Origin of the sequence: Streptomyces cahuitamycinicus, assembly GCF_002891435.1 — a bacterium.
GTDB lineage: Bacteria > Actinomycetota > Actinomycetes > Streptomycetales > Streptomycetaceae > Streptomyces > Streptomyces cahuitamycinicus.
In genome coordinates, this window is sequence record NZ_POUC01000042.1 from 18,484 (window position 1) to 31,950 (window position 13,467).

Below are 13,467 nucleotides of genomic sequence, written 5' to 3' on the forward strand. Positions count from 1 at the left end.
GGTCGTTCCGGTCCCGGAACACCGGGTACCCCCGAGGGGAACACCCATGCGGTGACGGCCCGTTCTACCGCTCCAGGAACGCGGTCAGCGCGCCCGCGAGGAGGAACGGGTCGTCGGCGCCGCACAGTTCGCGCACGCTGTGCATCGACAGGATGGCCACGCCGATGTCGACCGTCCTGATGCCGTGCCGTGCGGCGGTGATCGGGCCGATCGTGGTGCCGCAGGGCATGGAGTTGTTGGAGACGAACGACTGGAAGGGCACGTCGGCCGCCTCGCAGGCCGCCGTGAACTCGGCGCGGCCCGAACCGTCCGTGGCGTAGCGGTTGTTGACGTTGACCTTGAGGATCGGGCCGCCGTTGACGCGCGGGTGGTGCGTCGGGTCGTGCCGCTCCGCGTAGTTGGGGTGCACGGCGTGGCCCGTGTCGGAGGAGAGGCAGACCGTGCCGGCGAAGGCGCGGGCCCGGTCCTCGTAGGAGCCGCCGCGGGCGAAGACCGAGCGCTCCAGCACGTTGCCGAGCAGCGGCCCGTCCGCGCCGGTGTCCGACTGGGAGCCGTTCTCCTCGTGGTCGAAGGCGGCCAGGACCGGGATGGAGGCCGGCTGCGAGGCCGACGAGGCGACGGCTGCGAGCGCTGCCGTGCCGGCGTGCACGGACAGCAGGTTGTCCATGCGCGGGCCGGCCAGCAGCTCGTGGTCGCGGCCCAGGTAGGCGGGCGGTTCCACGGAGTGTGTCATCAGGTCCCAGCCGGTGACCTCGCCCGCGGGGATGCCGGCCGTCTCCTCCAGGAAGGCGATCAGGTCGCCGTCGCGCACGTCGCGGCCGAGGCCCCAGACCGGCTGCATGTGCCGCTGCTTGTCGAGCTTGAGGCCGTCGGCCGTCACCGAGCGGTCCAGGTGGATGGCGAGCTGCGGGACGCGCAGCAGCGGGCGGTCGACGTCGACCAGGCGCGTCGAGCCGTCGCGCAGGGTGAGACGGCCCGCGAGGCCCAGGTCGCGGTCCAGCCACGAGTTGAGCAGCGGTCCGCCGTAGATCTCCACGGCCACCTGGCGCCAGCCGTGCGCCCCGCTGTCGGGGAGCGGCTTGACGCGCAGGTTGGGGGAGTCGGTGTGGGCCCCGACGATCCTGAACGGCGTGTGCGGCGCCGCGCCCTCCGGCACGTACCAGGCGACGATCGCCCCGCCGCGCAGCACGTACTTGCCGCCGCTCGTCCCGTCCCAGGCGTCCGTCTCGGCGACCTGCCTGAAGCCGGCCTTCTCCAGCCGTTCGGCGGCTGTGGCCACGGCGTGGTACGGCGTGGGGCTCGCCGCCAGGAAGGTCATGAGGTCGTCGGTGTGGCCGCGGTCGAAGCGGGCTGCTTGGGTCATGGCTTCACCTTAACGACGGACGAGGACCCGTTCCCGGCGTAGGGGAACAGGCCCTCGAACATGGAACGTGCTGGACTAGAACGCGGCCTCGTCCAGCTCCATCAGGTCCAGCTCGACACCCTCGGCGACCTTGCGGGCCAGGGTGACGCTCGGCAGGACGTTGGCGGCGAAGAACTTCGCGGCGGCGATCTTGCCGGTGTAGAAGGCCTTGTCCTTGGCGGAGGCCGTTTCCAGCTTCTCGGCGGCGATGGCGGCACCCTTGAGCAGCAGGTATCCGACGACGACGTCACCGGAGGCCATCAGCAGACGGGTGGTGTTCAGGCCCACCTTGTAGATGTTCTTGACGTCCTGCTCGGTGGCGGCGAGGTCGGTGAGCATCAGGCCGACGATGGCCTCCAGCTCGACCGCGGCCTTGGCGAGGTGCTCGCGGGCCGCGCCGAGCTCCTCGCCGCCCTCACCGAGCGCCAGGAACTTCTTGATGTCCTCGGCGAGGGAGTTCAGCGCGGCGCCCTGGTTGCGGACGATCTTCCGGAAGAAGAAGTCCTGGCCCTGGATCGCCGTGGTGCCCTCGTAGAGGGTGTCGATCTTGGAGTCCCGGATGTACTGCTCGATCGGGTACTCCTGCAGGAAGCCGGAGCCGCCGAAGGTCTGGAGCGACTGGGCGAGCTGCTCGTAGCCCTTCTCGGAGCCGTAGCCCTTGACGATGGGCAGGAGCAGGTCGTTCAGGGCCTCCAGGGCGGAGACGTCCTCACCGGCGGCCTCCTTGAACTGGATCTCGTCCTGGACGGAGGCCGTGTAGAGCACAAGGGCGCGCATGCCCTCCGCGTACGCCTTCTGCGTCATCAGCGAGCGGCGCACGTCGGGGTGGTGGGTGACGGTGACCTTGGGGGCCGTCTTGTCCATGAAGTTCGCCAGGTCGGGGCCCTGGACGCGCTCCTTGGCGTACTCCAGCGCGTTCAGGTAGCCCGTGGAGAGCGTGGAGATCGCCTTCGTGCCGACCATCATGCGGGCGAACTCGATGATGCGGAACATCTGGCGGATGCCGTCGTGCTTGTCGCCGATCAGCCAGCCCTTGGCGGGGTGCTGGTCGCCGAAGGTCATCTCGCAGGTGTTGGAGGCCTTCAGGCCCATCTTGTGCTCGACGTTCGTGGCGTAGGCGCCGTTGCGCTCGCCCAGCTCGCCGGTCTCGAAGTCGAAGAGGTACTTCGGGACGAGGAAGAGGGACAGCCCCTTGGTGCCGGGGCCGGCACCCTCGGGGCGGGCCAGCACGTAGTGGAGGATGTTCTCCGACATGTCGTGCTCACCGGACGTGATGAAGCGCTTCACGCCCTCGATGTGCCAGGAGCCGTCCTCCTGCTGCACGGCCTTGGTGCGGCCGGCGCCCACGTCGGAGCCCGCGTCGGGCTCGGTGAGCACCATCGTGGAGCCCCACTGCTTCTCCACGGCGACCTTGGCTATGTGCTTCTGGACGTCGTTGCCCTCCTCGAAGAGGATGCCGGCGAACGCCGGACCCGAGGAGTACATCCACACGGCCGGGTTGGCGCCCAGGATGAGCTCGGCGTACGCCCAGATCAGGGAGCGGGGCGAGGTGGTGCCGCCGATCTCCTCGGGCAGGCCGAGGCGCCAGTACTCGGAGTCCATGAAGGCCTGGTAGCTCTTCTTGAAGGACGCGGGGACCGGCGCGGTGTTGGTCTCCGGGTCGAAGACCGGCGGGTTGCGGTCGGCGTCGATGAAGGACTCCGCCAGCTCGTTCTCCGAGAGGCGGGTCATCTCCTCCAGGATGCTCTTCGCGGTCTCGACGTCCATCTCCTCGAACGGGCCGGTGCCGTACACCTTGTCGCGCCCGAGTACTTCGAAGAGGTTGAACTCGATGTCGCGGAGATTCGACTTGTAGTGCCCCATGGCGACGGCTCCCGGCTCCCTAGAGAGATCGGCGAGGCACTGGATCCTCGCGCTAGTTCACGTACCAACAAGTAGCTACGCATGATGCTACCCGTCAGTAATAAGATGCAACCCCATCCGGTCATCTGTGACAGGTCACACCGGAACGGTCAAGGCCGCGGTGTAACCGTCCCGCGCACTGCCGGTCATCGTCGCCAGCTGCCGCTCGTGGCCGTCGCCGAAGACGCCGTCGTCCTCCAGGGAGAGGCTGCTCAGGTTCCGTACGCTCCCGCTGTAGCCGTCCGTGGCGTACACCGCCTCGCACACGTCCTGGGGGAAGGCGAGCTGCGAGGTGCTGGTGATCGACGCGGCGGCGGTGGCGTCGGCGAGGGAGTCGTAGACCTCGAAGTGGGCGTGCGGCCAGCGGCCCGGGTAGCAGCCGGGGAAGACGCTCGTGAACGTGACCCGGCCCTTGTCGTCCGTCTCCTGGACTCCCCGCAGGTAGTTCTCCTCGGTGACGCCCTCGGAGTACAGGGAGTAGGCGCCCTCCCGGTCGCAGTGCCAGATGTAGACGGCGGCGCCCTTCTTCGGCGTCCCGCAGCCGGAGGCCGCGTCCACCACCGTGAGCGTGATCGTCAGGGGCACGCCCTCGGCCGTGCCGCCCGCGGAGTCGCCGAAGCTGCGGGTGATGTCGCTGCGGACGACCCCGCTCTCCTTCAGCACGTTCACGCCGTTGGAGCCGTCACCGGGGAAGGGCCCGGCCGTCTCCTCGGGAATCTCCGCGCACTCCGCGGAGGAGGAACCCGCCGACGAGGAAGGGGACGTCGAGGGGTTCTCCTCCGACGTGCAGCCCACCAGCGGGACCAGGCTCACCCCCGCCATCAGCCGGATCATCCGGCGGCGGGCGAGGACGGGGAGGTCGTGGGAGAGGCCTCCGTCGTGCTCCGGCGGGCTCTGGTGCTGGCGTCCGTTCATGACACGACGCTACGAGCGGTGGCCGCGGCGATCCACAGGCCGGGCGCTGTCGACTCGCTGTCGGTTTGCCGGAAGGGCCGTACCGGCCCGACGGCCGGTCCGCTCTCGGTACGCTTGCGCTCATGTACGGCTACGACCAGACAGCGGGCCCGCAAGGGCAGTACGCCCCTCCGCAGCAGCCGATGTCCGGCGGGTACGGGCAGCAGCAGCCGCTGTACCCCGAGCCGTCCCCGCCCTCCCTTACGGACGCGGTGCGCGCCTTCACCACCGGGCAGATGGCCGCCGAGGACTTCCAGCAGGTCTTCGCGACGTCGAAGGTCTACTGCCCGCGCGGCGACAACCCCGGCTTCCTCGCCCTGCACAACACCCAGCAGCCGGTGATCCCGATGTTCAGCACGCTCAAGGAGCTGCGCCGCTACGCGGGCAAGGAGTCCAAGTACTTCGTGATCACCGGCGCCGAGGTGCTGGACCTGCTGCCGACCGGATACGGCTTCGTCCTCGACATGGAGGGCGAGCACCGCATGGTGTTCGACGCGAAGGCCGTCGAGCAGATGGTCGAGTTCGCGATGCGCCGGATGTATGGCTAGACCCATGGCTTCGCAGACGGCTGGACGCCATGGCTTCGCAGACGGCTGGACGCCATGGCTTCGCAGACGGCTAGACGCCATCGCTTCGCGGGTGGCGGCTGAAACCCGCCCGCTCCGCTATCGCGGCAGACGCAGCGCGAGGCCGTCCAGGACGACCTCCAAGCCGTAGGCGAACTTGTCGTCGCGGAGCTTCGCCGGGTCGCCGGCCCGGGCGGCGGTCTCGGCGTCGGCGGCCGCCAGGTGGTCGTAGCCGGCCGAGGCCTGCTGGGCCGCGGGGAGCAGGCGGGCGACGAACCCGGACTCCGTCTCGCCCGAGCGGGCGACCGTGGTGAGCCAGGCGGCCTCCGTGGTGGACATGCCGATGACGTACGAGAAGACGGCATCGATCGCCCGGCTCGGCTCGGGGTATCCCACGGCCGATGTCCACGACCTTCACGATCAGCGCTGTCGGTGTTCTGGCGGCGGCGGTCGTGGCCGCGGTGGTGATGCGGGACCGCGAGCGTGAACCCGCCGGGGCGGTGAGCGAGGAGCCCGAGCTCGTCGCCTGACGCGGACGCGCGAGGGCCGGCCGTCATCCCGCAGTGGGGTGACGGCCTTTCGCCATGCCGGTCTCCCGTGGTTCGCTGCGCCGTCCCCCGGGGTGGGAATGTCCTCCCGGTTTTCTCTGTTCGGGGTGGCAGGAAGTTCAACGCTCAACTAAACTGGGCGTACACGAGGAGGAACCGACATGCCTGCAGTGACCGTCGAGAACCCGTTGACGCTGCCCCGCGTGACCGCGCCGGCCGACGCGGTGGCGCGTCCCGTGCTGACCGTCACGACCGCTCCGAGCGGTTTCGAGGGTGAGGGCTTCCCGGTGCGCCGGGCGTTCGCGGGGATCAACTACCGCCATCTCGACCCGTTCATCATGATGGACCAGATGGGTGAGGTGGAGTACGCGCCGGGCGAGCCGAAGGGCACGCCGTGGCATCCGCACCGCGGCTTCGAGACCGTCACGTACATCATCGACGGGATCTTCGACCACCAGGACTCCAACGGCGGTGGCGGCACCATCACCAACGGCGACACCCAGTGGATGACGGCCGGCTCGGGCCTGCTGCACATCGAGGCCCCACCGGAGCATCTGGTGATGTCCGGCGGTCTCTTCCACGGTCTCCAGCTGTGGGTGAACCTGCCGGCCAGGGACAAGATGATGGCCCCGCGCTACCAGGACATCCGCGGCGGCTCGGTCCAGCTGCTCAGCACCCCCGACGGCGGCGCGCTGCTGCGCGTCATCGCCGGTGAGCTGGACGGGCACGCGGGCCCCGGCATCACGCACACCCCGATCACGATGGTCCACGCGACCGTCGCGCCGGGTGCGGAGCTCACGCTGCCGTGGCGCGAGGACTTCAACGGGCTGGCCTACGTCCTGGCCGGCCGCGGCAGCGTCGGTCCCGACCGCCGACCGGTCCACATGGGGCAGACGGCCGTCTTCGGCGCCGGCGGTTCGCTGACCGTCCGCGCGGACGAGAAGCAGGACTCCCACACCCCCGATCTGGAGGTCGTCCTGCTCGGCGGACAGCCGATCCGCGAGCCCATGGCCCACTACGGCCCGTTCGTCATGAACACCAAGGACGAGCTCATGCAGGCCTTCGAGGACTTCCAGAAGGGCCGCCTGGGCACGGTGCCCGCGGTGCACGGCATGACCGCGAGCGGTCCGCAGGGCTGACGCGGCACCGGGGCGGCTGACGCCCCGTCACCCTGGCGGGCCTCCATGACGGGACGGCCCGCCGGGCGCGTGATCGGGTGGAGGGGTGCAGGACTCCCAGCAGGCCCCGCTCCTCCCCGGCCCCGCCCGGCGCCTCGCCGCCTGGTGTGCGCTGCTCCTGCTCGTCGCCGGCGTTGTCTACGTCGGGATCCTGCTGGTCGTGGAGATCCGCACCGCCGTGGTGCCCGTGCTGCTCGCGCTGCTGGGCACCGCCTTGCTCGGGCCGCTGCACCGGCGGCTCGTGAAGACCGGGGTGCATCGGTCGGTCGCGGCCGGGCTGACCTGTGTCGCGGTGGTCGCCGTGGTCGGCGGGGCCGTGTACATCGTGGTCGCCGCGCTCATCGACACCGGTGACGAGATCATCGCCTCGCTCAAGCAGGCCGCCCGCGGGATCTCCGACCATTTCGGCGCGGCCGGCACCTCGCTGGACGACCTCGCCTCCAACGCCCGGGAACTGCTGCGCAAGTTCGGCGGTACGGCCGCCTCCGGCGTGATCAGCGGCGTCAGCGTGGTCGGCGAGTCCATCGCCATGGCCGTCCTCGCCCTGCTGCTCGTCTTCTTCTTCCTGCGCGACTCCGACAAGGCCGCGGGAACACTGCGGGCCCTGTCGCCCCGCGGGTCGGCCGACACCCTGGAGGCCATGGCGCGGCGGGCGCTGAGGGCCGTCGAGGGGTTCATGCGCGGCACGACCCTCATCGCCCTCATCGACGCCCTCCTCATCACCGTGGGACTGCTCGTCCTTGACGTGCCCGGCGCGGCCGGACTGGGCGCGCTGGTCTTCGTCGGCGCGTACATCCCCTACCTCGGTGCCTTCATCTCGGGCGCCCTGGCCGTACTGGTCGCGCTCGCCGACCGGGGGTTCGTCATCGCGCTGTGGGCGTTCGGCGTGGTCCTCGCGGTGCAGGTGCTCGAAGGGCACGTGCTCCAGCCGATGATCCAGAGCAGGACCGTGCAGATGCACCCGGCGGTGGTGATGGTGACGATCACGGCCGGGGCGTCCGTCGCCGGGGTGCTCGGCATGCTCCTCGCCGTGCCGCTCACCGCGGCGGCCTTCGGCATCGTGCAGGAGCTGCGTACCCGATACGGCGACCAGGACCCGGCGCCGTCCGGGCCGTCGTCGTAGGAGGCGTGGCCGCCACGAGGGCGGGGGTTGCCCGGGGTCGCCGGAGGCGTGGCGGTCGCGAGCGGCGGAGGATTGCCGCTGTGAGGGCGGGGGGCGCCGGTGGCGTGGCGCTACGGTGACCAGGACCCGTCGCCCGAGCCGTTCACTGACTCGTAGAGCTCGAACCAGATGCTCTTGCCCTCGCCGCGCGGGTCCACCCCCCAGGCGTGCGCGAGCAGTTCGATCAGCACCAGGCCGCGGCCGGAGGAAGCCAGCTCACCGGGTCTGCGCTTGTGCGGCAGGTCGTCGCCGCCGTCCGTGACCTCGATCCGCAGCCGTCGCCCGCCCGCCTCGCCCGTCATCTCGGCGACCAGCAGCGCGTCGGAGTCGGTGTGCACAAGGACGTTCGTCAGCAGCTCGGACAGCAGCAGCACCGCCGAGTCGATCTGGTCGGGCGAGGCCCAGTCGTGCAGCAGCTCGCGCAGCTGCTGCCGGGCGACCGCGACCCGCTCGGGCTCGGCCTGCGCGACGGTCAGCACGGTGCGCCGCGCCGGGAGCCGTACGGCCATGGTGTCGCCGCAACCGCAACCCTCCCTCTGTCGGCTCAGCAGCAGCACCGCGATGTCGTCCTCGCGGCGGTCCGCCAGCGGGCCGGTGGTGTGGTGCGAGGACGGGCCGTGCACGGCCTGGACCAGCGCGTCGGCCAGCTCCTCCAGGTCGCCCTTGTGCTCCTCGAGGATCGCGCGCAGCCGCCGCCAGCCGGTGTCCAGGTCGTGGCCGCCGGTCTCGATCAGGCCGTCGGTGCACAGCAGCATGGTCTCGCCGGCTTCGAGGGTGAGCCGGGTGGTGGGGTAGTCGGCATCCGGGTTGATGCCCAGCGGCAGGCCTCCGGCCGTCGGCCGGGTCAGCACCGTGCCGTCGGCCATGCGGATCGCCGGGTCGGGATGGCCGGCGCGGGCGATGTCCAGCACTCCGTTCGCCGGGTCGACCTCGACGTAGACGCAGGTCGCGAAGCGCGGGTCGGTGGGGTCCTCGTCGCCGATGCCGTGCAGGAAGCGGGACGCGCGGGACAGCACCGCGTCCGGCCGGTGCCCCTCCGAGGCGTACGCCCGCAGGGCTATCCGCAGCTGGCCCATCAGCCCCGCCGCGCGCACGTCATGGCCTTGCACGTCGCCGATGACCAGTGCGAACCGCCCGCTCGGCAGCGGGATCACGTCGTACCAGTCGCCGCCGACCTGGAGGCCACCGCCGGTGGGAACGTAGCGGGCGGCGACGCTCATGCCCGGTATGCGCTGCGCGCCGAGCCGCGGCAGCATCGTGCGCTGGAGCCCGTCGGTCAGGGCCCGCTCGCTCTCGGCCACTCCCGCACGGGCCAGGGCCTGAGCCAGCATGCGCGCCACCGTGGTCAGCACGGACCGCTCGTCGGGGGTGAACGCGACCGGGTAGGCGAAGGCCGCCATCCATGCGCCCATCGTGCGGCCGGCCACCGTCAGCGGCAGGAACGCCCACGAGTGGCGGCCGAAGGACTGGGCGAGCGGCCAGGTCAGCGGGTAGCGCGACTTGTAGTGCTCGGGAGAGGACAGGTACACGGCCCGGCCGGTCCGTACGACCTCGGCGGCCGGGTAGTCCGTATCCAGTGCCATGTGCGTGAACGGGCTCTCACCCGCCTGCTGGTGCGGGCCGTAGTGGCCGATGAGCGTCAGCCGGTCGCCCTCCACGCTGAACACCGCGAGCCCATCCGGTGAGAACCCCGGCATCGACAGGTTTGCCGTGACCCGTAGCACCTCCTGCGTGGAGCGCGCCTCGGCCAGCGCCCGGCCGGCGTCCAGCAGGAACGCCTCCCTGGAGCGCCGCCAGTCGCCGGTGACCGCGCTGCGCCCGGCCGGGGTGCCAGGCGTCGGCTCGGCGACCTCCTGGAGGGTGCCGATCAGCTCGTACGCCTTGCGCACCTGGTCGAAGGACGGCTTGGACCGGCTGCGGACGACCCGTACGACCCGGCCCTGTTCGTCCATGATCCGGATCCGGACCTCGGCGAGGGTGCCCTCCGCGACGGCGAGCTGGACCACGCCGGTGATCTCGTTCCAGTCCACCGGGTGCATACGGGCCCGGGCCTGGGCTTGTGTGAGGCTGGTCTGCTCGGCGGGCAGCCCGAGCAGCCGTGCCGCCTCGGCATCGACCGTGACCAGCCCGGTGGCGGTGTCCCAGTGCCACAGGCCGGTCGCGAGGGCGGCGAGAACCTCCCCCACGGCGGGCAGAGGCTCGCCAGTGCGCATTGCCCCACTCTAGGAAGAGGTCATCGCCCGCTGCCACCGAAAGCAGAACGGAGTGATCGTCATACCGGGGGAGGCGATCTCCGCCCGAACGGTACGCTGGGGAGGCGTTTCACGTGAAACACAGACCCCGATCAGCGAAGACTGGATGAACGACGATGCATCGGTACAGGTCCCACACCTGCGGCGAGCTCCGCTCCTCTGACGTCGGCAGCGACGTCCGGCTGAGTGGCTGGCTGCACAATCGGCGCGACCTGGGCGGCATCCTCTTCATCGATCTGCGCGATCACTACGGCATCACGCAGCTCGTGGCCCGTCCCGGCACCCCCTCCTACGAGGCCCTCGACAAGCTCTCCAAGGAGTCGACGGTCCGCGTCGACGGCAAGGTCGTCTCCCGGGGCGCCGAGAACATCAACCCCGAGCTGCCGACCGGTGAGATCGAGGTCGAGGTCGGCGAAGTCGAACTGCTCGGTGCGGCGGCCCCGCTGCCGTTCACGATCAACACCGAGGACGGGGTCAACGAGGAGCGGCGCCTGGAGTACCGCTTCCTGGACCTGCGCCGCGAGCGCATGCACCGCAACATCCTGCTCCGCACGTCGGTCATCTCGGCGATCCGCCACAAGATGACGGCGCTGGGCTTCAACGAGATGGCGACGCCGATCCTGTCCGCGACCTCCCCCGAGGGCGCCCGCGACTTCGTCGTCCCCTCCCGCCTGAACCCGGGCAGGTTCTACGCCCTTCCCCAGGCGCCCCAGCAGTTCAAGCAGCTGCTGATGATCTCGGGCTTCGACCGCTACTTCCAGATCGCGCCCTGCTTCCGTGACGAGGACGCGCGCGCCGACCGCTCGCCGGGCGAGTTCTACCAGCTCGACGTCGAGATGAGCTTCGTCGAGCAGGAGGACGTCTTCCGTCCGATCGAGCAGCTCATGACCGAGCTGTTCGAGGAGTTCGGCGGCGGCCGCCACGTCACCTCGCCGTTCCCGCGGATCCCGTTCCGCGAGGCGATGCTGAAGTACGGCTCCGACAAGCCCGACCTGCGCGCCCAGCTCGAACTCGTCGACATCACCGACATCTTCGAGGGCTCGGAGTTCAAGGCGTTCGCCGGCAAGCACGTCCGCGCCCTGCCGGTGCCGGACGTCTCGGGCCAGCCCCGCAAGTTCTTCGACCAGCTCGGCGACTACGCCGTCTCGCAGGGCGCCAAGGGCCTGGCCTGGGTGCGGGTCGCCGAGGACGGTTCGCTGACGGGCCCGATCGCGAAGTTCCTCACCGAGGAGAACGTCGCTGAGCTGACCAAGCGTCTGTCGCTCGCGGCCGGCCACGCGGTCTTCTTCGGCGCGGGCGAGTTCGACGAGGTCTCGAAGATCATGGGCGCGGTGCGGGTCGAGGCCGCCAAGCGTGCCGGGCACTTCGAGGAGGGCGTCTTCCGGTTCTGCTGGATCGTCGACTTCCCGATGTACGAGAAGGACGAGGAGACCGGCGCGATCGACTTCTCGCACAACCCGTTCTCCATGCCGCAGGGCGGACTGGAGGCCCTGGAGACCCAGGACCCGCTGGACATCCTCGGCTGGCAGTACGACATCGTCTGCAACGGCGTCGAGCTGTCCTCCGGCGCGATCCGGAACCACGAGCCGGAGATCATGCTCAAGGCCTTCGAGATCGCCGGGTACGACCGCGAGACCGTCGAGGAGAAGTTCGCCGGCATGCTGCGCGCGTTCCGCTTCGGCGCCCCGCCGCACGGCGGCATCGCCCCGGGCGTCGACCGCATCGTCATGCTGCTCGCCGACGAGCCCAACATCCGCGAGACCATCGCCTTCCCGCTCAACGGAAACGCCCAGGACCTGATGATGGGCGCGCCGACGGAGCTGGAGGAGGCACGGCTGAAGGAGCTGCACCTGTCGGTGCGCAAGCCGCAGCCGAAGTAAGCGATCTGCGATCTCCCGTGAGTGGCTCGGAACCGGTGCCGGTTCCGGGCCATTTGCGTATCCAGGGCTCTTGCCCTGCTTTTACGCAGGCTCCGCACAGTCGCGGATGGGCGTCGATTCCGAGGCGGCGGAGGACGGCGCGCCCGCCGGCTGACGCGGACATGTGAGGCGGACGTGTGCGGGCATGCCCTGACCGTCCGCCTCCTGTTCATATACATGGACTTCTGCTCAACCCGTTGACCCGGAACTTGGGCCTCCATAAGGTCCCTTCGAGAACGCGTACGTGATTGCTGTTCACGTATGTGCACAGCAAGGGAGACAACGATGTCAGAAGCCGCGATACCGGAGGCCGAGCAGCGTGCGGTGGGCAAGTTCCTGCGCCGCATGCTGCCGATTTTGGTCCTGATGCTGCTGGTCAACCAGATGGACCGGACGAACGTGGGATTCGTCCAGGACGAACTGAGGGCCGACGTCGGCGTCAGCGCCACGGCTTACGGGCTCGGCGCGGGCCTGTTCTTCATCGGCTACGCGCTGTTCGAGGTCCCGAGCAACATGTGGCTGGAGCGGTTCGGTGCCCGGGTCTGGCTGACCCGCATCATGATCACCTGGGGCCTGGTGATCGTGGCGATGTGTTTCATCCACAACGTGTGGATGTTCTACGGGCTGCGGTTCCTGCTCGGTGTCGCGGAGGCCGGCTTCTTCCCCGGTGTGCTGCTGTACTTCACCCAGTGGCTGCCGGACTCCAGCCGGGGCCGGGCGAGCGCGATCTTCCTGGGCGGCTCGGCGACGGCGTACATCGTGACGGGCCCGATCACGGGCGCGCTGCTGGAGTTGGACGGCGCGGGGGGCATCGCCGGCTGGCGGTGGATGTTCGCCCTGGAGGGCGCCTTCTCGATCCTGGTCGGGTTCGTCGCCGGGTTCTTCCTCGTCTCGCGGATCCAGGAGGCGAAGTGGCTCACGCCGGAGGAGAAGGCCGCGCTGAGCGAGGCGGTGGCGCGGGACAAGCAGGCACGGGACCGGGCGCCGTCGGTGTCCCGCATGAAGCTGATCTTCCACCCGCAGGTGGCGGTCCTGACCGCGGTCTTCTTCGCGATGGCGCTCACCGGCTACGCGATCACGTTCTGGCTGCCGAGCCTGGTGGAGGAGATCGGAGGCCTGTCGCCGTTCCAGATCGGCCTGCTGTCGGCGATCCCTTGGATCTGCGCGGTGATCGCGATGTACACGATGAGCCACTTCACGGACCGGGCCCCGGACCGTCGCCCCTACCTGGCGATCGCCCTCGTCCTGTCCGCCACCGGCACGTTCCTGGCCACACTCGGCTCCCCCTGGTTCGGCCTGGCCGCCCTGACCCTGGCCGCGGTCGGCGGCAAGTGCGCGGCCACCCTGTTCTGGCCGATGGCCCAGTCGGGCCTCGACCTGAAGATCGCGGCACCTGGTCTGGCCCTTGTCAACTCCCTGGGAAACCTGGGCGGGTTCGTCTCCCCCACGCTCTTCGGCTATCTGAAGGACACGACGGGCAGTACGAACGGGGGCCTGTACACGCTGTCGGCGGCGTCGATCCTGGCGGTGGTGGGGGTGGCGTTCGTGAGGCACACGCAGCGCGGTGAGCGGACGGGTTCGGGG

At 70.0% G+C, this 13,467-nt stretch carries 11 protein-coding genes; 6 read left to right on the forward strand and 5 right to left on the reverse strand.

Annotation, left to right across the window (positions count from 1 at the left end; all coding sequences use genetic code 11):
* Window positions 1-64 precede the first annotated feature (64 nt).
* From C1J00_RS08635 to C1J00_RS08645, 3 genes are all read right to left on the reverse strand, one after another.
* Window positions 65-1,363 (reverse strand): M18 family aminopeptidase, encoded by a 1,299-nt coding sequence (locus C1J00_RS08635; RefSeq protein WP_102908445.1) that lies wholly within the window; start codon window positions 1,361-1,363, stop codon window positions 65-67.
* A gap of 75 nt (window positions 1,364-1,438) precedes the next feature.
* Entirely contained in the window at window positions 1,439-3,265 is a 1,827-nt protein-coding gene (locus C1J00_RS08640; RefSeq protein ID WP_102908446.1) for an acyl-CoA dehydrogenase, read from the reverse strand.
* A gap of 135 nt (window positions 3,266-3,400) precedes the next feature.
* Window positions 3,401-4,219, reverse strand: a complete 819-nt coding sequence (locus C1J00_RS08645) for an intradiol ring-cleavage dioxygenase (protein WP_102908447.1) — start codon at window positions 4,217-4,219, stop codon at window positions 3,401-3,403.
* Window positions 4,220-4,341: 122 nt separating this feature from the next.
* Between C1J00_RS08645 and C1J00_RS08650 the strand changes: the two genes are divergently transcribed.
* Entirely contained in the window at window positions 4,342-4,806 is a 465-nt protein-coding gene (locus tag C1J00_RS08650; protein ID WP_031137485.1) for an SseB family protein, read from the forward strand.
* A 117-nt stretch (window positions 4,807-4,923) separates the two neighbouring features.
* Here C1J00_RS08650 and C1J00_RS08655 read toward each other — a convergent pair whose 3' ends face one another.
* Window positions 4,924-5,220: a hypothetical protein gene (locus tag C1J00_RS08655; protein ID WP_342751693.1), complete on the reverse strand. Its 297-nt coding sequence runs from the start codon at window positions 5,218-5,220 to the stop codon at window positions 4,924-4,926.
* 5 nt (window positions 5,221-5,225) lie between these two features.
* Here C1J00_RS08655 and C1J00_RS47620 point away from each other — a divergent pair, with 5 nt between their 5' ends.
* The 3 genes from C1J00_RS47620 to C1J00_RS08665 all read left to right on the forward strand — a co-directional run bounded on the left by C1J00_RS47620 (window position 5,226) and on the right by C1J00_RS08665 (window position 7,673).
* On the forward strand, window positions 5,226-5,354 hold the full coding sequence (locus C1J00_RS47620) for a hypothetical protein (RefSeq protein WP_281262749.1): 129 nt from the start codon (window positions 5,226-5,228) through the stop codon (window positions 5,352-5,354).
* 179 nt (window positions 5,355-5,533) lie between these two features.
* Window positions 5,534-6,511, forward strand: a complete 978-nt coding sequence (locus C1J00_RS08660) for a pirin family protein (RefSeq protein ID WP_102908448.1) — start codon at window positions 5,534-5,536, stop codon at window positions 6,509-6,511.
* Window positions 6,512-6,596: 85 nt separating this feature from the next.
* Complete coding sequence (locus C1J00_RS08665) at window positions 6,597-7,673, forward strand: AI-2E family transporter (RefSeq protein ID WP_102908449.1); 1,077 nt, start codon at window positions 6,597-6,599, stop codon at window positions 7,671-7,673.
* 110 nt (window positions 7,674-7,783) lie between these two features.
* Here the strand turns inward: C1J00_RS08665 and C1J00_RS08670 are convergent, their stop codons facing one another.
* Entirely contained in the window at window positions 7,784-9,925 is a 2,142-nt protein-coding gene (locus tag C1J00_RS08670) for an ATP-binding SpoIIE family protein phosphatase (RefSeq protein ID WP_102908450.1), read from the reverse strand.
* A gap of 155 nt (window positions 9,926-10,080) precedes the next feature.
* Here C1J00_RS08670 and aspS point away from each other — a divergent pair, with 155 nt between their 5' ends.
* Together aspS and C1J00_RS08680 are read left to right on the forward strand one after the other, a co-directional pair.
* Window positions 10,081-11,844, forward strand: coding sequence for an aspartate--tRNA ligase (aspS, locus tag C1J00_RS08675; protein ID WP_102908451.1), 1,764 nt, complete (start codon window positions 10,081-10,083; stop codon window positions 11,842-11,844).
* A 324-nt stretch (window positions 11,845-12,168) separates the two neighbouring features.
* The coding region (locus C1J00_RS08680) for an MFS transporter (protein WP_102908452.1) at window positions 12,169-13,467 on the forward strand (1,299 nt) is incomplete at its 3' end.